Raw genomic sequence first — 17576 nt, 5'->3', positions numbered from 1 at the left:
AAGGCATTGGCGCCCGCGGGTGAGCACACCCGCGGGCGCCGGCGCCGGTCCTCGTGATCTCGTACATCATCCGCCGGACGATCGCGGCGGTGATCCTGCTGCTCGTCGTCACCGCGGTCACCTTCGGCATCTTCTTCATCCTGCCGAAGCTCGCCGGACAGACCGCCGACCAGCTGGCACAGCAGTACATCGGCAAGAACCCCTCGCCCGAGGACATCGCGGCGGTCAAGCGGAACCTCGGCCTGGACCAGCCGGTCTACGAGCAGTACTGGAACTTCATCAAGGGCATTGTCTCCGGTGCCACCTACGACCTGGGGCCCACCACGGTCCGCTGTGACGCCCCCTGCTTCGGCTACTCCTTCAAGGACCACCTGGAGGTCTGGCCGCAGCTCACCAGCCGGCTGCCGGTGACCATCTCGCTCGCCTCCGGCGCCGCCGTGCTGTGGCTGCTCGGCGGTATCACGGCCGGTGTCATCTCGGCCCTGAAGCCCGGCTCGTTCTTCGACCGGGCCGCGATGGGTGTGGCCCTCGCGGGCGTCTCCCTGCCCATGTTCTTCACCGGACAGCTGGCCCTGCTGCTGTTCAGCTACCAGCTGGAGATCTTCGGCAGGACGTACGTCCCCTTCACCGAAAACCCCTCGCAGTGGGCCAATACCCTCTTCCTCCCGTGGTGTTCGCTGGCGCTCCTCTACTCGGCCATCTACGCCCGGCTCACCCGCTCGGGCATGCTGGAGACGATGAACGAGGACTACATCCGCACCGCGCGGGCCAAGGGCCTGCGCGAACGCAACGTGGTCGTGAAGCACGGTCTGCGGGCCGCGCTGACGCCGCTGGTGACGGTCTTCGGCATGGACGTCGGCCTGCTCCTGGGCGGTGCCCTCATCACCGAGACCGTGTTCTCCCTGCACGGCATCGGTGAGTACGCGGTCCAGTCGATCAGCGCCAACGACCTGCCCCCGATCCTCGGGGTGACCCTGCTCGCGGCGTTCTTCGTCGTCTTCATGAACCTTGTGGTGGACCTGTTGTACGCCACGATCGACCCGCGGGTGAGGCTCTCGTGACCGAACTGTCCAAGACCGGGGCCGCTGTCGGCGAGCCCGTACGCGCCCAGGACGCCCCCACGGCGTTCCTCGAAGTGCGCGACCTCAAGGTGCACTTCCCGACCGACGACGGCCTGGTCAAGTCCGTCGACGGCCTCTCCTTCCAGTTGGAGAAGGGCAAGACCCTCGGCATCGTGGGCGAGTCCGGCTCCGGCAAGTCGGTGACCTCGCTGGCGATCATGGGCCTGCACCGGCTCGGCGCGCGCGGAAAGAACGTGCGGATGTCCGGCGAGATCTGGCTGGACGGCAAGGAACTGGTCGGCGCCGACCCGGACGAGGTGCGCCGACTGCGCGGCCGCGACATGGCGATGATCTTCCAGGACCCGCTGTCCGCGATGCACCCGTACTACAAGGTCGGCAGCCAGATCGTGGAGGCGTACCGCGTCCACCACGACGTCAGCAAGAAGGTGGCCCGCAAGCGCGCCATCGAGCTCCTCGACCGCGTCGGCATCCCGGAGCCCGACAAGAGGGTCGACGGCTACCCGCACGAGTTCTCCGGCGGTATGCGCCAGCGCGCCATGATCGCCATGGCCCTGGTCAACAACCCCGAACTGCTGATCGCCGACGAGCCCACGACCGCCCTGGACGTCACCGTCCAGGCGCAGATCCTGGACCTCATCCGGGACCTGCAGAAGGAGTTCGGCTCCGCGGTCGTCATCATCACGCACGACCTCGGCGTGGTCGCCGAGATCGCCGACGACATCCTCGTGATGTACGGCGGCCGTTGCGTGGAGCGCGGACCGGTCGACGACATCTTCTACGAGCCGCAGCACCCCTACACCTGGGGCCTGCTCGGCTCGATGCCGCGTATCGACCGCGCCCAGACCGACCGGCTCATCCCGGTCAAGGGCCAGCCGCCGAGCCTCATCAACGTCCCCTCGGGCTGCGCCTTCAACCCGCGCTGCCCGTACGCGGACGTCCCCAAGGACAACATCACCCGCACCGAGCGCCCCGAACTGCGCGAGGTGGGCGGCCGGCACTTCACCGCCTGCCACCTGTCGCAGGAGGACCGGACGCGGATCTGGACCGAAGAGATTGCGCCGAAGCTGTGAGCGAGACCGACACCCGGGCCGCCGTGCCGGCCCCGCGCGACGACGACGAGAAACCGCTGCTCAAGGTCGAGGGCCTGGTCAAGCAGTTCCCCATCAAGAAGGGCCTGCTCCAGCGGCAGGTCGGGGCGGTCAAGGCCGTCGACGGCATCGACTTCGAGGTGCGCCGGGGCGAGACCCTCGGCGTCGTCGGTGAGTCCGGCTGCGGCAAGTCGACCATGGGCAGGCTCATCACCCGGCTCCTCGAACCGTCCGGCGGGAAGATCGAGTTCGACGGCAAGGACATCACGCATCTGAGCACCGGCGGCATGCGCCCGCTGCGCCGCGACATCCAGATGATCTTCCAGGACCCGTACGGCTCGCTGAACCCCCGGCACACCATCGGCACCATCGTCTCGGCGCCGTTCAAGCTCCAGGGCGTGGAGCCCGAGGGCGGGGTGAAGAAGGAGGTCCAGCGTCTCCTGGAGCTGGTGGGCCTCAGCCCCGAGCACTACAACCGCTACCCGCACGAATTCTCCGGCGGCCAGCGCCAGCGCATCGGCATCGCCCGCGCGCTCGCCCTCAAGCCCCGGATGGTCGTCGCCGACGAGCCGGTCTCCGCGCTCGACGTGTCCATCCAGGCCCAGGTCGTCAACCTGATGGACGACCTCCAGGACGAGCTCGGCCTGACGTACGTGATCATCGCGCACGACCTCTCGGTCGTCCGCCATGTCTCGGACCGCATCGCGGTGATGTACCTCGGCAAGATCGTCGAGCTGGCCGACCGGGACTCGCTGTACGCGGCGCCGATGCACCCCTACACCAAGGCCCTGCTCTCGGCCGTGCCCGTCCCGGACCCCCGGCGGCGCGGCGCCAAGAGCGAGCGCATCCTGCTCAAGGGCGATGTGCCCTCGCCGATAGCGCCGCCGAGCGGCTGCCGCTTCCACACCCGGTGCTGGAAGGCCACGCAGGTCTGTACGACCGTCGAGCCGCCGCTGGCCGAGCTGAAGCCGGGCGGGCGGGTCGCCTGCCACCACCCCGAGAACTTCGAGGACCAGCAGCCCCAGGACGTCGTCCTGCTGACGGCCGCGAAGGAGGCGGGTGAGCTGGTACCGGAATCGGTCAGGAAGGCCGGGACGCCGACGGAGACCGAGGTCTCCGTCGAGGCCGAGGTCGCCGACGAAGCCGACGACAACTAAGCGAGAACGAGCCTCTGCCTTGCAATATAAGGTGGGGGCTCGTTCGTGCGCCACAATGGAAGGGTGCTTCAGCAACTCTTCAGCCCTTCCGTCCAGCACACGCTCGACCTGATAGGCATCTTCGCCTTCGCGATCTCGGGCGCGCTGCTGGCCGTCCGCAAGAACTTCGACGTCTTCGGCATCGCCGTCCTCGCCGAGGTGACCGCGCTCGGCGGCGGGCTCTTCCGGGACCTGGTCATCGGCGCCGTACCGCCGGCCGCCTTCACCGATCTCGGCTACTTCCTCACCCCGCTGCTCGCCGCCCTCCTCGTCTTCTTCCTCCACCCCGAGGTGGAGCGCATCCAGAACGGCGTCAACGTCTTCGACGCGGCCGGCCTCGGCCTCTTCTGCGTCGCGGGCACGACGAAGGCGCATGAGTACGGGCTCGGCCTGACCGCCTCAGCCGCCCTCGGTCTCGCCACGGGGGTCGGCGGCGGTGTGCTCCGCGACGTCCTCGCCAACGAGGTGCCCTCGCTGCTGCGCTGGGACCGCGATCTGTACGCCGTGCCCGCGATGGTCGGCGCCGGATCGGTCGTGCTCTGCATCAGCCTGGACGCCCTGAACCCCCTCACCTCGGCGCTCGCCGCCGTCACGGCCTTCGTGCTGCGGCTGCTGGCGATGCGGTACCACTGGCGGGCGCCGCGGGCGTGGAACCGGCGGTCCGCCGCGGTCGAGGAGGGCTGAGGCGAAACGTCACGGCAACACATAAAGCTACCGCTTAGTAATTACTTGTTGTACCGTACCGCCATGGCTCAGGCATCCCAGGCGATCATCGGCGACAGCGAGTTCGACCGCGACACGGCGCTCACGCGGCGCGAAGAGGGCGTCTACGACATCGACCTCTCCGCCGGCTGGACGATCATCAGCGCCGTCAACGGCGGATACCTGCTGGCCGTCCTCGGCCGCGCCCTCGCCGACGCCCTCCCGCACGCCGACCCGTTCACGGTCTCCGCGCACTACCTGACCGCCTCCCGGCCGGGTCCCGCGGTCGTCCGTACGGACGTCGTACGCACCGGCCGCACCCTGTCGACCGGCCAGGCCTCCCTCTTCCAGTACGACGACGAGGGCCGCGAGGTCGAGCGGATCCGCGTCCTCGCCTCCTACGGCGACCTGGACTCCCTCCCGGACGACGTCCGCACGACGGCGAAACCGCCCGCGATCCCGCCGATCGAGCAGTGCTTCGGCGCCCAGGACGCGCCGGCCCCCGTCCCCGGCAGCTCCGCGATCGCCGACCGGCTCTTGCTCAAGCTGGACCCGGCGACCCTCGGCTGGGCGCTCGGCGCGCCCTCCGGCAAGGGGGAGATGCGGGCCTGGTTCGGACTGGCGGACGGCCGCGACGCCGACGCCCTCGCGCTGCTCCTCGCGGTGGACGCGCTGCCGCCGACCGCCTTCGAGCTGGGCATCTCCGGCTGGGTCCCGACGGTCGAGCTGACCGTCCACGTCCGGTGCCGGCCGGCGCCCGGCCCGCTCCGGGTCGCCATCGCCACCCGCAACCTCGCCGGCGGTTTCCTGGAGGAGGACGCCGAGGTCTGGGACAGCGCGGACCGGCTGGTCGCCCAGTCGCGCCAGCTGGCCCGCGTCAGGCTGTCGGACTGACCGGACCGGTCGGGCCGCTCGGGCCGGTCGGAGCGATCGGCCTGCGGCCCAGCCAGGCCGCCGGCCGGCCGTAGGCGTCGGCTCCTGCGGGGGCCGGCAGCGCCGGATCGAAGGGCCGCCCCTCGTGCGGCCCGTCGGGCAGACCGGTCAGAGCCGAGGCCAGGGAGTACTCGGCCGGCTCCGCATCGAGCGCGATCGGCCGGCCGAGCCCCTCGGAGAGGTCCCACGTGTGGGCCACCAGCTCCATGACGTACGCCGACAGCGCGTCCCTTCCGCAGACCTCGCCCCACGGGACACGTACCGGGTGCGTCATGGTCAGCCGGCGAGGCCCGGCATCCGCCGCCGCCGGCGCGCGCCCGGACAACCCGCGGGAGGGACCCCTCCTGGCTGGACGTGCTCGACCCGCCCGACGCATGCGCCGAAGTGGCCGCCGCAGCCGCGTCTGTCACGAGCCTGCATCAGAGCCGAGTTACGGGGAAGGTGTGAAATGCCAGCTCAGGCGGGGGTTTTGGTGATCGCTTTGCAGTTCGCACAGGCTTGGCACAGCGCGAACCCAAGAGAGCCCCAAGCTGCGTTGATTCGATGCCGCTCACGAACTCCCTCATCGTTCTTGGAGTTGTTTCTCATGCAGCGTGCACGTCTCGTCCCCGCCGTCGCCCTGCTGGCGGCCGCACCCCTCTTCCTTGTGGCGTGCGGCTCCAGCGACTCGTCGTCGTCCACCTCGAACAACGGCACCTCCGATCAGCAGAGTTGCCAGCCCCAGTCGGGGGCTCCGTCCGGCATGCCGTCCGGTATGCCGTCAGGCATGCCGAGTGGTATGCCGTCCGGTATGCCGAGTGGTATGCCGTCTGGTATGCCGTCCGGCATGCCCGGCGGTGGCGGCCAGGGCGGCCCCGGTGGCGGTGGCGGCTGTGGCGGCCCCGGCGGCGGCCAGTGGGGCCAGGCCCCGAGCGGGGCGCCGAGCGGGGCTCCGAGCCAGGAGGCCTCGGCGTCGGCGTCCAAGGACAGCTGACCTCGGTGCGCCGACCTCGGGTCGGTGCGTAGGCGGGAGGGCGCGTCCGGTGTGTACGGGCGCGCCCTCCCGCGCGTCCGTGCGCAGGCGCAGGGAGGCTCAGTCGAGCCAGTGGCGGCAGCCGATGCTGATCAGCCGCATCCGGCGGCTCGCCAGCCGCATCGCCCGGGCGCGCTCCTCCTCGGGCTCGTCCAACGCCTCCAGGAACAGTGAGGCGGTCATCAGCATCTGATCGACGTACAGACCCGCGAGCATCAGCCGGTCGTCGTCGGTCCAGCCGGCGGTCTCGGGTCGCTTGGCCAGTTCGGCGCGTACTTCCTCGGCGAACCGGGCCAGTTGCCCCTGGATCGCGGCCCGTACCGGCTGGACACCGCCGTGCCGTTCGCGCGCGATAAAACGGACGTGCGCGGGGTACGCGTCCACATGGCGGGCGATCAGATCGACGGCGCGCTCGACGAGTTCGTCGCTGTCGCCGACGGCCGACATCAGATCCCCGAGCACCGGGTGCAGGCTGCCGAGCGCCGCCTCGACGAGCGCCACGCCGAGGTCGGCGGTCGAGCGGAAGTGCCGGTAGAACGCGGTCGGGGCGACCCCGACGGCCCGGGTGACCTCACGAAGCCCCAGGCTGCTCAGGCTCTGCTCCTCCAGCAGACCGAGCGCGGCGTCCATGAGCGCCTGCCGGGTCTTCAGCTTCTGGACCTGCCGGATGCCGAGAGTGTGACTCATGCCATGCAGTTAACAACTGTTCTCCGTGATTGCAAAGCCGGGCGGCGCGCTAGACTTGGTAGTCAGTGAACAAGTGTTACTACAACCGTTCACCCAATCGTCACGAGAGGCGTTCCCGCGATGTTGTTCCTCGTCGCCGCACTTCTGCTGCTGGGTGTCGTGCTGGGCACCGTGGCCCACGTACCGCTGGCCGTCTCGTCCGCCCTCGCGGCAGGCATCGCCGTCTGGCTGGCCGTCTTCGCGTACCGCGAGCGTCACGCCCGCCGCGGCCCGACCACCGACTGACCACCGGCCGACCGACCGCCCTGGCCACCGGCCGACCATCAACCGGACTTCCCCGAGAGCCCGTTGGGAGCAGAACGCACCATGCAACTCACCGCAGCACGCCACACCCCCACGACCACCGCCACCGGCAGCCGCCCCCGAGGCCGGGACGCCGACGGCATGGCCGTCGCCTCCTTCATCCTCGGCCTTCTGGGTCTCCTCGTCCTCAACCTCTTCCTCGGCCCCATCGCCGTCGTCCTGGCCGCCCTCGCCCTCAAGCGCGGCACGACGAGGCGCGGCCGCGCCTACCTGGGGCTGGGCCTGGGTGTCGCGGACCTGGTGATCCTGGCCGCGCTGATGCAGACCACGAACACGGTGTCCTGGAGCTTCTGAGAGGGCGTCGCCCCCGCCGCCCCCGCGTCACCTTCGCGCCGACGACCCGCGGCGCACCCCTGGCAAGGCGCAAAACCGACCCTCGTCGCCACCCCGGAAGACCCCAGGACCGGCCGGGCCCCAGGCCACGGAGATCAGGCCCGTAAAATCGGCCCCACTATGGCTTACCTCGACCACGCGGCGACGACCCCGATGCTTCCCGAGGCGGCAGAGGCCCTGACCGCCCAGCTGAGCGTCACCGGCAACGCCTCCTCGCTGCACGCATCCGGCCGCCGAGCGCGGCGAACCGTCGAGGAGGCCCGTGAAACCCTCGCCGAGTCCCTCGGAGCCCGCCCCAGCGAGGTCGTCCTCACCTCCGGCGGCACCGAGGCCGACAACCTCGCCGTGAAGGGCCTGTACTGGGCCCGCCGCGACGCCGACCCGGCCCGCACCCGGGTCCTCGCGAGCCCCGTCGAACACCACGCGGTCCTCGACGCCGTCCACTGGCTCGGCGAACACGAGGGCGCCACCGTCGAGTACCTCCCGGTCGACGCGTACGGCCGCATCCACCCCGAAACCCTGCGCGCGGCCATCGCCCGCAACCCCGACGATGTCGCCCTGGCCACCGTGATGTGGGCCAACAACGAGATCGGCACGATCATGCCGGTCCGTGAACTCGCCGATGTGGCCAAGGAGTTCGGCGTCCCGCTGCACGCCGACGCGGTGCAGGCCTTCGGTCAGATTCCGGTCGACTTCGAAGCCTCCGGACTCGCCGCGATGACCGTCTCCGGCCACAAGATCGGCGGCCCGTACGGCATCGGCGCGCTGCTGCTCGGCCGCGAGTACAGCCCCGTACCCGTCCTGCACGGCGGCGGTCAGGAGCGCCATGTCCGCTCCGGCACCCTCGACGTCCCGGCCGCCGCCTCCTTCGCGGTCGCCGGCCGGCTCGCCGCCGAGCAGCACGCGTGGTTCGCACGGGAGATCGGCGCCCTGCGCGACGCGTTGGTCGAGGCGGTCCGTACGGCGGTCCCGGACGCGATCCTGGGCGGGGACCCGTCCTCGGCGGGGCGCCTCCCGGCCAACGCGCACTTCACGTTCCCCGGCTGCGAGGGCGACTCGCTGCTGCTGCTTCTCGACGCCCAGGGCATCGAGTGCTCCACGGGCTCCGCCTGCACCGCCGGCATCGCCCAGCCCAGCCACGTCCTCCTCGCCACCGGCACCGCCCCCGATCTGGCCCGCGGCAGCCTCCGCTTCTCCCTCGGCCACACCTCCACCGAGGCCGACGTGGAAGCCGTCGCCAAGGCCATCGGCCCGGTGGTGGAGCGCGCACGGGCCGCCGGGCTGACCTGAAGGCCGATGCCTCCAGGTCAGTCCTTCCGCTAGCTCTCCATCACCATGAGACCGGCCATCATGCCCTCGTCCTCGTGCTGGAGCAGATGGCAGTGGAGCATGTACATGTACGTGTCGTCGGCGAAGTCGGTGAACTCCATGGCGATCTTGATGGAACCGCCACCGACGACCTCGTAGGTGTCGAACCAGCCGAGATCGACGCCGGTCGGCTCCTCGCCGTTGATCTCGATCAGCTGGAACGGTACGTCGTGCAGATGGAACGAGTGTTCCAGCTGCGTGTTGTTGGTGATCGTCCAGATCTCCTTGGAGCCGAGGGTGGTCATGATCGTCGCCATGGAGTCCATGGTGGTGCCGACCGACCCGTTGATCGCCATCTCCAGGCCGTCCTGGTCGAGGGTGATCTCGCGCGCGGTGAAGCTCGACGTGTCGTACCGCTCGATCGTGTTGAGCGAGGACGGCAGGTCGTCGGGGCTGTCCGAGGCGTCCGGGGTGACGGTGAGGAAGTCGTACGTGCCGCTGCCGCCACGGACCCACCCGGTCGTGATGACGGCCTGGAGGGTGACCGCGTCGCTGAGGTCCATGACGAACTCGGCCCGCCCGCCCGCGACCAGCCGGATCGTCTTCACCTCGGTGGCCTCGGTGAGATAGCCCTGCTCGGTGGCGATCTGGGTGAGCGTGCCGCCGTCGCCGCGCTGGACGGTGATGATGTCGGACGGCGAGGCGTTGAGGACCCGGAAGCGCGTGCGCGTCTTGGTCGCGGTGAAGGTGAGCGTGGTGTCGTCGACATTGGTGCCGTTGCACAGCACCGGGAAGCTCAGACTGCCGCCCAGATAGCCGGTCAGGTTGTACTTGGTGTCGCCGGCGGTGTCGGTGGCCAGGCACTGCAGGACGAGCGGGATGTCGTCGACGCCGTACTCGCTGGGCAGCGCGGCGGACGCGGTCGTGTCGTCCTCCACGATGATCAGGCCGGCCAGACCGTGCACCACCTGCTCGGCCGTGGTGCCCAGCGCGTGCGGGTGGTACCAGAGGGTCTTGGCCTCGTCGAGGATCTCGAAGGTGGGCGCCCAGCTCTCCCCGGCCGCGAAGGCGTTCTGCGGGCCACCGTCCATCTCGGCCGGGATGTGCGCGCCGTGGAAGTGGACGCTGGTGTCGGCGTCGAGGTCGTTGGTGATGTTCAGCAGGACTGTGGAGCCGGTGGTCCACTTCATGGTCGGGCCGAGGTACGACCCGTTGTAACCGGCGGTGTCGCTGGTGACACCGCTCAGCACCTCGTGGGTGCCGGTCTGGGCGGTCAGCGTGAAGGTGGTGGTGCCGTCGGTGGTGGTGCCCTCCAGCAGGTCGGGGACGTTCAGCGTGGCGGTGTTGGTCGCGGCGCCCGCCTTGTTGCCCTTCGCGTCGGTCAGCAGCGAGAAGGTCGTACCGGCCACCGCGACCGCCGCCAGCCCGGCCCCGGCCATCCCGCCGAGGAACTTCCGCCGGTGCAGACCCTTGCCGCCCCGGCCCCTGCTCTCCTTGGTGTGCTCGCCCTTGAGGCCCCGGCCGTTCTTCGCGTGGGAACCCGTGTTCTGCCGTCCCGCACCGGAGGCGGGCTCTGTCGTGTACGTCATGGCGGTGGAGCTTTGGGTTAAAGGCTATGTGAGTGCTGAGGCGAAGTTAGGTGCGAGCCGGGGAGGCTGCGAGGCGGCGGTGCCCGTCAACTTCCTTGAAAATCCCCCAGGTTGACGCGTCGCAGGTCGCGATCGGGGCGCAGGACGTATCGGGCGTAGACAGGGTCGCAAGCGCTTGCGGATCTCGGATCTGTGATGCGCGTCACACTCCGGCGGGTCTGTGCCGGTGCTGTCCCGGCACCTTCGCACCCCTGTGACCTGCCTGTCCGCAACCACCGCACGGACCTGCGGCGACGCACGGCGAGCGCGGGCCGGGGCGGGGCGGGGCTGCGAGGTGGCCGAAAGACGCTCTCGGGTTCGGACAGCGGCTCGATGAGACCGTCGCCCCCGGACCCCGACCGAGGCCTGCCGTCCCCCGGCCGGTCGGCGGGACGGTGCGTGCCCTTCGCCGGAGTCGCCGGCGTGGTGAGGTACGTGTCCGTCGCCGCCCGCACACAGGGGCTCAGCCAGTAGGTGATGTGCCCGACACCGTCGTACGTCGGCAGCGTCGTCTCCCGGCCGATCTGCCGGGCCGCGTTCGCGCCCCACACGTGCGGAGTCGCCACGTCGTAGCGGCTGGTGGTCACCAGGATCGGCGGCGCTCCGTGCACCCGCCGCCGGTGCCGCGGATTGGCCGGTTCGTCCGCACGAGGGTGAGGTGGGCGTGGGTGTGGGTGCGAATGCCCGCGGCGGCCATAGCCAGGTCAGCCGGTTCCCCTCGGCGCCCCCCCCCGGTAGAGAGAGTCGTAGAAGGGCGCGCACATCACCGCCGTACAGGTGCGGGAGGCCGTACGGGCGCACCAGTCGGCGAACTCGCCGAACGCGCACTCCAGGGTCTCGGCCCGGTCCCTCTGGATGCCCCACACGCCGCGGCTGTGGTCCATGTCGGAGTCCAGCACCATCGCGCGGATGCGGCGCGGGCGTCGGGCAGGTCGCTGAAGCCGGTGCACGGAGGACTGCCCTCATGGACATGTACGGACGCCTCCGGTACGCCTACCGTCGGCGGCGACTGGCGGAACGGTTCGAGGCCGGGTGCTACGCCTGGCTACCGACCCCCACTACAGGGAGCGGCAGCGTCATGGCGGGGAGGGGTGGCCGGGGCGGCGGCGGTTGGGGTGCCGGTGACGGGGATGGCACGGACGTCCCCGTCCCGAGCTGAGGTGCGCGTGCAAGATCACGACATGTGTGTAACTCCCGTGCCTGCCAGGGGTGTTGGGACGTCGCCGACCGACTTCGGCCGAAGCCGACCGACTCCGGCCGGACGTCAGGCGTTCGTCGAGGCCGGGGTGGCGGTCGGCGAGGTCTGGGCGGCGGCCGCCGCGCGCACCAGCTTCATGTACCGGTCCCAGTCCCAGCCCTCGCCCGGGTCCGTGTGGTCCGTCCCCGGCACCTCGACGTGGCCGAGGATGTGCTCCCGGTCGACGGGTATGTCGTACCGCGCGCAGATCCGGGCCGTGAGCTGGGCGGAAGCCTCGTACATCTTGGCCGTGAAGTCCTCGGGACGCTCGACGAAGCCCTCGTGCTCGATGCCGACACTGCGCTCGTTGTAGTCACGGTTGCCCGCGTGGTAGGCCACGTCCAGCTCACGGATCATCTGGGTGACGTGGCCGTCCTTGCGGACGATGTAGTGCGCGGCCGCGCCGTGCGCCGGGTCCTGGAAGACCTTCACGGCACTGTCGAAGCTGCCCTGGGTGACATGGATGATGACCATGTCTATGCCGAAGTCGTCCGGCCGGTCCGCCATCCGCCAGTTGGCGTCCGACGCGGCCACCCACCGGGCCCCGGTGTAGTCGACCTCGCCCTCCTTGCGCGGCTTCTCCACGCCGGGCACCCGCCACCACGCGCGCGTCAGCTCGTCCCGGGCCACCACGGCGGTGCCGACGGCGGCCACCGCCGTACCGATGAGCAGGGCCCGGCGCCCCACGCGCCAGCCCGCGTCCCCGCTGCCGGGAGCGCTCGCGCCGCTGTCCCCGGACGTGTTCTTGGAAGCCCGTCTCGTCCCCACGAGATCATCAACGGATACTCGCGGGCTCCGGTTCCCGGCGCCCCTTACCCTTGAAGGGTTATGACTGAGATCTCGCAGCGCCCCCGCCCCCTCCGTGTCCTCGCCGCCATGTCCGGCGGGGTCGATTCCGCCGTGGCCGCCGCCCGCGCGGCGGAAGCCGGGCACGACGTGACGGGCGTCCATCTGGCGCTGTCCGCGAACCCGCAGTCGTTCCGGACGGGCGCGCGCGGCTGTTGCACGATCGAGGACTCACGGGACGCCCGCCGCGCCGCGGACGTCATCGGCATCCCCTTCTACGTCTGGGACCTCGCCGAGCGCTTCCGCGAGGACGTGGTCGACGACTTCGTCGCCGAGTACGAGGCCGGACGCACCCCGAACCCCTGCCTGCGCTGCAACGAGAAGATCAAGTTCGCGGCGCTGCTCGACAAGGCCCTCGCCCTGGGCTTCGACGCCGTCTGCACGGGCCACTACGCCCAGGTGATCGTCGGCGAGGACGGCGGCCGCGAGCTGCACCGCGCCTCCGACATGGCCAAGGACCAGTCGTACGTCCTCGGCGTCCTGGACGACAAGCAGCTCGCCCACGCCATGTTCCCGCTCGGCGACACCACGACGACCAAGGACGAGATCCGCGCCGAGGCCGAGCGCCGGGGCCTCGCGGTCGCGAAGAAGCCCGACTCGCACGACATCTGCTTCATCGCCGACGGCGACACCCAGGGCTTCCTCGCCGGGCGCCTCGGCAGGGCGGAGGGCGACATCGTCGACGAGTCCGGCACCGTCCTGGGCACCCACGAGGGCGCGTACGGCTACACCATCGGCCAGCGCAAGGGACTCCGCATCGGCACCCCCGCCGCCGACGGCAAGCCGCGCTACGTCCTCGACATCTCCCCGGTGAACAACACGGTCACGGTCGGCCCGGCCGCCGCCCTCGACGTCGACGCCCTGACCGCGATCAGGCCCCGCTGGTGCGGCGCGGCCCCCACCGGCCCCGGCACCTACACCGCCCAGCTCCGCGCCCACGGCGGCGAGACCGAGGTCACCGCCGAACTGATCGACGGCGAACTCCAGGTCCGCTTCACCGAGCCGGTCCGCGGCGTCGCCCCCGGCCAGGCGATCGTGCTGTACGACGACACGCGCGTGGTGGGCTCGGCGACGATCGCGTCCACCAGGCGCGCGAAGGCGAGCGTCGCCTGATGGTCGGCGCCGCTGACACCCGAGGCAGCAGGAGGCGTGAGGCACCGAGCGTGAACGTGGCGCGATATCCGTCGTAATCGCGTGCAGCATCCTCGCCTGTGGAGGCCCCGGTCAACACCGGCTGACGATCCTCTGGCCACGTGCTCGCATTCGTCATATGGTGATTGGTGCGGGTTACCCGTATCAATCTGTGTGAGGCGACGAGGTCGGGATGTGTTCCCCTGATCGAGGAGGAGGTCGACCGTGCTGCTCAGCTTCCGGGTGGCCAATCATCGGTCGATCCGCCACGAGGTGGAGCTGTCACTGGTGGCGACCGATCTCAACGAGAGAACCGGTCGGGACATGGGTGTCCGCTCCCAAGGCAGGCAAGTGACGGTCCTGCCGGCGGTCGGTGTCTTCGGAGCAAACGCTTCGGGCAAGTCGAACCTGCTCCTGGCCATGAACTTCATGCGCGCAGCCGTACGGGATTCGTTCGCCGAGTGGGGCAAGGCCCCGGACGCGGTACCCCGTGAGCCCTTCGAACTCGACCCACGCGCGGGTGAGGACACGAGCCTCTTCGAGGTGGACCTGCTGCTTCCGACGGCGGGTGAACACGTCCGCTACACCTACGGCTTCGAGCTGTCCGACGAGCGGGTCGAGGCGGAGTGGCTGCACGCATACCCCAGTGGGCGTCGCCAGGTGTGGTTCGACCGGGAAGCCGGAAGGCCCGAGGAAGAAGGCGGCGAGATCGCCTTCCCGGGTCGGGGACTTCGGCTCGACAAGCGGACGAGCGAATCGATCGCCACCCTCACCAGGTCGAACTCCCTCTTCCTGACCGTGGCCGCCGCCCTGAACCACCCGCAGCTCTCCGCGGTCCACCGCTGGTTCCTGGACAACTTCTGGCTCGTCACTCCCGGCGAGGACGTGGAGGACCGCACGGACTGGACGCGAAGGCTGCTGAACGAGGACCAGCACCTCGGCGGAGAGCTGCGTGAGCGCTTCCTCACCCTGCTGCGCGCGGCGGACCTGGGCGTCACCGGCCTGACCGTCGACCCGGACACGGGTGACCCACAGCTCCTTCACCGCTCGGTCGCCGACGACGGCGGGAAGCCATTGGACTTCTGGCGCCAGGAGTCTCTCGGCACGCACGCCTGGTTCGCCTTCCTCGGCCCGCTGCTCACCGTCCTCAGGACCGGCGGCACGCTTCTCGTCGACGAACTCGACTCCAGTCTTCACCCGCTGCTCGCGGCCGAAGTCATCCGCATCTTTCAGGACCGCGACGCCAACCCCCGCCCCGCGCAACTCGTCTTCACCACCCACGACGCGACCCTGCTCGGTCCCACGGTTGCCGAGCGCCCGCTCGACCGCGACCAGGTGTGGATCACCCTGAAGAACGGCACGGGGGAGACCGAGCTCTACCCGCTCACCGCCGCCCGCAAAGTCCGCAACGACGAAAACCTCGTACGGCGCTACCTGGCGGGCGGCTACGGCGGCGTGCCCCGCCTGACCAACGGCGAGGTCGCCCGGCAGCTGGCCCTGCTCGAAGAGGGGCTGAGGGCGACGGCGTGAGCGGCGACAACAGGCGGAGCAAGCGGCGCGACCGCCGGGGCGGGGGCGCGGTACGCCGCCCCGTCTCCAGCTACCAGGACCCGACCCGGCGGCTGGTCTACGTGGCCGCCGAGGGCGCCAAGACCGAGGGCGACTACATCGCCCTCCTCAACCGTGCCTACGGCGCGGAGAAGAAGTTTCACCTCCACTTCTGCCGGCACGGCGACCCCAACGGCCTCCGTCCCGTCGAGGTGGTCAAGCGGGTCCTCGCCGCGGCGCAGAGACCCGACGACGAGAAGTGGGCGCTCTTCGACCGGGACTCCGGCGACAAGACCCCGGAGGACATCCGGGAGGCCATGCGGCTGGCTGCCGAGCACGGTGTACACGTCGCTCTCTCCCACCCGTCCTTCGAACTGTGGCTGCTGCTCCACTTCAAACAGCACACGAGCCGGGAGAGCGGTCGCAGCACGACCGTCCTCGACCGGCTGCGCGCGCATCCGGACGCGGCCGGCTTCGCCGACTACGCCAGCCAGTCCGGCGACCGGGGCAAGGGCCTCGGAGACCGGCGCGAGCGGGCACTGCTCGGCCGGGAGAAGACGGCCATCGACAACGCGCGCGCCCTGGTCGCCCTCTGCCCGCACCCGTCTGGCGGCTGCTCGGCCAGGCACCTCACCAAGATCGAGCCGATTCCCGGCCCGAGAAGCGAGACGAAGGAGACCTACGAGGAGTGGAACCGTCGCACGGGGCACGCGGCGACCTGTGACCCCGTTCAGCGTGATCCGTCGGCCGACGTGTGGCGCCTGCTGGTCAGGTCGGCATCGGAACGGACGAAACGTAGCAACCGGACGAACAGTTTCCGATCGGCGAACCGCACGGACTAGGCTGCCGGGGTTCCACCCACCCCGACGGCGTACGAAGGACAGGCTTGCCTTGGCTCGTATCACCCTGCCCCAGCTTGAGCGGCACCTCTTCTCGGCGGCCGACATCCTGCGCGGCCGGATGGACGCCTCCGAGTACCGGGACTTCATTTTCGGGATGCTTTTCCTGAAGCGCGCCTCGGACGAGTTCCAGCCCGAGTGGGAGCGGGTGCACGTGGACGCCTGGGACCGGACGAAGGACAAGACCGAGGCCCTGAATCGGGCGAACGACCGGGACAAGTACCCCCGTGTCTTCTACGTCCCACCGCGAGCCCGTTGGTGGAAGGGCCCGCACATAGACCCGCGGACCCCCGGCAACCCCCTGCCGGGGGTTTCGGCTCTCACCGAGAACGTGGGGGAGCGGCTCGACCAGGCACTGGCGGCATTCCAGGAGAGCAACCGCAGACTGAACGGCGTCGCCTCCCACATCAACTTCAACGAGGTCGTCGGCACGAGGCCCCGCTTCACCAACGCCGAACTCCGCGCGCTGATCCGCCATTTCAGCCTCTACCGGCTCCGCAACGAGGACTTCGAGTTCCCGGACATGCTGGGCGCGGCCTGACCCGTCGTGACCGCGCACCACAGGAGGTGCCACGTGAGTACAGGCCAGCCCCCGACCTCCGACCGGAAGCCGACCTCAGCGCCACCGACCCCGCCCCGCCCGACCCCGTACCTCTTTCCCGCCCTCGACCCCCTCACCGGCCTCCCGCACCCCCCGCCGCTCCCCTTCACCGCCCCCTGGCACTACGAACTGCGCTTTCCCTGCGACCCACGAGGGCCGGGCGTCGCCCGCGTCACCCTGCGTGCCGTCCTGGACGCGCACGGGCTCGCCCAGCTCACCGACCGCGCGGAGCTTCTCGCCTCCGAGCTGGCCACCAACTCCGTACGGCACACGAGGGGCCCTGCGTCCGTAAGACTCCAGTGGCTGCACCCGGTACTGCGGGTCAGCGTCTGGGACATGAGCACCGACCTTCCCTCGATGCCTGGCATGTCACCCCGCGCGACCGGCACACACGCCGAAGGCGGGCGTGGACTGCTCATCCTCGACGCGGTCGCCGACCGGTGGGGCGGGTGTCCCATGGGGGAGGGGGCGGGCGGCCCCGGAGGCAAGACGATCTGGTTCGAGCTGAACCTGCCCGTTCCGCCGTCACCGCCGTCACCGACGGCGCCCGCGCTCGCTGCCTGACTGTGCCGGATGATCCGGCTCGCCGGGCAACCGGCCCCGGGTTTGGGGCACTTCGGCATGGTGCCGCAGAGCCGTCGGTGGCGCGGTGCCGAAAGCGGAACCCAGCGGATGACGGCTTCAGGCCACCGATCGGCCGTACCCCCAGGTCACCTCCGCCTCCCGTGGCCTGGATCCGCCAGCCCACTCCCCTCGCCCCGTCACTGTCGGTGGACGCCACTAGACTCGCCCCTACCCCTGTTTCCGCAGGGGCATATGACGCGTGCGGTGACGGGTGGGGAGAGCGGGAGTGGCGCAGCCGGAGTACGAGAGGGTCGAGAGGCCGCTCATCGATCAGCTCGTCACCATGGGGTGGGAACACGTCCAGGGCGCCCCGCCCGGCTCGCCCGCCACGCGTGCCGCTGACTCCGAGCGGGACCTC

General features: G+C 70.3%; 19 protein-coding genes and 1 pseudogene. 14 read left to right on the top strand and 6 right to left on the bottom strand.

Annotated features, from left to right (window positions below; genetic code table 11):
- Positions 1-53: 53 nt before the first annotated feature.
- The 5 genes from I8N67_RS35050 to I8N67_RS35030 all read left to right on the top strand — a co-directional run bounded on the left by I8N67_RS35050 (position 54) and on the right by I8N67_RS35030 (position 4962).
- The gene (locus tag I8N67_RS35050) at positions 54-1061 is read left to right on the top strand and encodes an ABC transporter permease (RefSeq protein WP_200308327.1); all 1008 of its coding nucleotides are present in this window, start codon (positions 54-56) and stop codon (positions 1059-1061) included.
- Positions 1058-2152, top strand: coding sequence for an ABC transporter ATP-binding protein (locus I8N67_RS35045; RefSeq protein ID WP_200308326.1), 1095 nt, complete (start codon positions 1058-1060; stop codon positions 2150-2152). The genes I8N67_RS35050 and I8N67_RS35045 overlap by 4 nt, the downstream gene beginning before the upstream one ends.
- On the top strand, positions 2149-3327 hold the full coding sequence (locus I8N67_RS35040) for an ABC transporter ATP-binding protein (RefSeq protein WP_307835459.1): 1179 nt from the start codon (positions 2149-2151) through the stop codon (positions 3325-3327). The genes I8N67_RS35045 and I8N67_RS35040 overlap by 4 nt, the downstream gene beginning before the upstream one ends.
- Before the next feature lie 63 nt (positions 3328-3390).
- Positions 3391-4050 (top strand): trimeric intracellular cation channel family protein, encoded by a 660-nt coding sequence (locus I8N67_RS35035; RefSeq protein WP_200308325.1) that lies wholly within the window; start codon positions 3391-3393, stop codon positions 4048-4050.
- Positions 4051-4113: 63 nt separating this feature from the next.
- Positions 4114-4962 carry a thioesterase family protein gene (locus I8N67_RS35030; RefSeq protein WP_200308324.1) on the top strand — a complete coding sequence of 283 codons (849 nt, stop codon included), beginning with the start codon at positions 4114-4116 and terminating at the stop codon, positions 4960-4962.
- On the opposite strand, the gene I8N67_RS35025 is transcribed toward I8N67_RS35030, so the two are convergent.
- Entirely contained in the window at positions 4946-5275 is a 330-nt protein-coding gene (locus tag I8N67_RS35025) for a DinB family protein (RefSeq protein ID WP_200308323.1), read from the bottom strand. The two genes, I8N67_RS35030 and I8N67_RS35025, sit on opposite strands and share 17 nt — an antisense overlap.
- Before the next feature lie 312 nt (positions 5276-5587).
- Between I8N67_RS35025 and I8N67_RS35020 the strand changes: the two genes are divergently transcribed.
- Positions 5588-5974 carry a hypothetical protein gene (locus I8N67_RS35020; protein WP_200308322.1) on the top strand — a complete coding sequence of 129 codons (387 nt, stop codon included), beginning with the start codon at positions 5588-5590 and terminating at the stop codon, positions 5972-5974.
- Between the two features lie 99 nt (positions 5975-6073).
- Here the strand turns inward: I8N67_RS35020 and I8N67_RS35015 are convergent, their stop codons facing one another.
- Positions 6074-6700, bottom strand: coding sequence for a TetR family transcriptional regulator (locus I8N67_RS35015; RefSeq protein WP_200308321.1), 627 nt, complete (start codon positions 6698-6700; stop codon positions 6074-6076).
- Between the two features lie 120 nt (positions 6701-6820).
- Here I8N67_RS35015 and I8N67_RS35010 point away from each other — a divergent pair, with 120 nt between their 5' ends.
- The 3 genes from I8N67_RS35010 to I8N67_RS35000 all read left to right on the top strand — a co-directional run bounded on the left by I8N67_RS35010 (position 6821) and on the right by I8N67_RS35000 (position 8686).
- Positions 6821-6985, top strand: coding sequence for a hypothetical protein (locus tag I8N67_RS35010; RefSeq protein WP_200308320.1), 165 nt, complete (start codon positions 6821-6823; stop codon positions 6983-6985).
- Positions 6986-7066: 81 nt separating this feature from the next.
- Positions 7067-7357, top strand: a complete 291-nt coding sequence (locus tag I8N67_RS35005; RefSeq protein ID WP_200308319.1) for a DUF4190 domain-containing protein — start codon at positions 7067-7069, stop codon at positions 7355-7357.
- A gap of 159 nt (positions 7358-7516) precedes the next feature.
- On the top strand, positions 7517-8686 hold the full coding sequence (locus I8N67_RS35000; protein ID WP_200308318.1) for a cysteine desulfurase family protein: 1170 nt from the start codon (positions 7517-7519) through the stop codon (positions 8684-8686).
- Between the two features lie 29 nt (positions 8687-8715).
- Here the strand turns inward: I8N67_RS35000 and I8N67_RS34995 are convergent, their stop codons facing one another.
- The 4 genes and pseudogenes from I8N67_RS34995 to I8N67_RS34980 form a co-directional block, all read right to left on the bottom strand.
- On the bottom strand, positions 8716-10293 hold the full coding sequence (locus tag I8N67_RS34995; RefSeq protein ID WP_200308317.1) for a multicopper oxidase family protein: 1578 nt from the start codon (positions 10291-10293) through the stop codon (positions 8716-8718).
- A gap of 86 nt (positions 10294-10379) precedes the next feature.
- A pseudogene (locus I8N67_RS44740) lies at positions 10380-10961 on the bottom strand (alpha/beta hydrolase); the annotation flags it as partial.
- Between the two features lie 75 nt (positions 10962-11036).
- Complete coding sequence (locus I8N67_RS34985) at positions 11037-11234, bottom strand: hypothetical protein (protein ID WP_200308315.1); 198 nt, start codon at positions 11232-11234, stop codon at positions 11037-11039.
- Between the two features lie 362 nt (positions 11235-11596).
- Positions 11597-12337 carry an N-acetylmuramoyl-L-alanine amidase gene (locus I8N67_RS34980; protein WP_200308314.1) on the bottom strand — a complete coding sequence of 247 codons (741 nt, stop codon included), beginning with the start codon at positions 12335-12337 and terminating at the stop codon, positions 11597-11599.
- A 60-nt stretch (positions 12338-12397) separates the two neighbouring features.
- Here I8N67_RS34980 and mnmA point away from each other — a divergent pair, with 60 nt between their 5' ends.
- The 5 genes from mnmA (at position 12398) to I8N67_RS34955 (ending at position 17158) form a co-directional block, all read left to right on the top strand.
- Positions 12398-13528 (top strand): tRNA 2-thiouridine(34) synthase MnmA, encoded by a 1131-nt coding sequence (gene mnmA, locus I8N67_RS34975; RefSeq protein WP_200308313.1) that lies wholly within the window; start codon positions 12398-12400, stop codon positions 13526-13528.
- A 243-nt stretch (positions 13529-13771) separates the two neighbouring features.
- Entirely contained in the window at positions 13772-15076 is a 1305-nt protein-coding gene (locus I8N67_RS34970) for an AAA family ATPase (protein ID WP_200308312.1), read from the top strand.
- A complete protein-coding gene (locus I8N67_RS34965) occupies positions 15073-15936 on the top strand; it encodes an RloB family protein (RefSeq protein WP_200308311.1) in 864 nt (287 codons plus the stop codon). The genes I8N67_RS34970 and I8N67_RS34965 overlap by 4 nt, the downstream gene beginning before the upstream one ends.
- Before the next feature lie 49 nt (positions 15937-15985).
- The gene (locus I8N67_RS34960; RefSeq protein WP_234046772.1) at positions 15986-16534 is read left to right on the top strand and encodes a type I restriction-modification system subunit M N-terminal domain-containing protein; all 549 of its coding nucleotides are present in this window, start codon (positions 15986-15988) and stop codon (positions 16532-16534) included.
- A 33-nt stretch (positions 16535-16567) separates the two neighbouring features.
- Positions 16568-17158: an ATP-binding protein gene (locus I8N67_RS34955; protein ID WP_200308310.1), complete on the top strand. Its 591-nt coding sequence runs from the start codon at positions 16568-16570 to the stop codon at positions 17156-17158.
- The last annotated feature ends 418 nt before the right edge of the window (positions 17159-17576 follow it).

It is taken from the genome of Streptomyces adelaidensis (assembly GCF_016598475.1).
GTDB classification, from domain to species: domain Bacteria; phylum Actinomycetota; class Actinomycetes; order Streptomycetales; family Streptomycetaceae; genus Streptomyces; species Streptomyces adelaidensis.
Note: the sequence above shows the minus strand (reverse complement) of the source record. Positions and strands in the feature narration are given on the sequence as shown.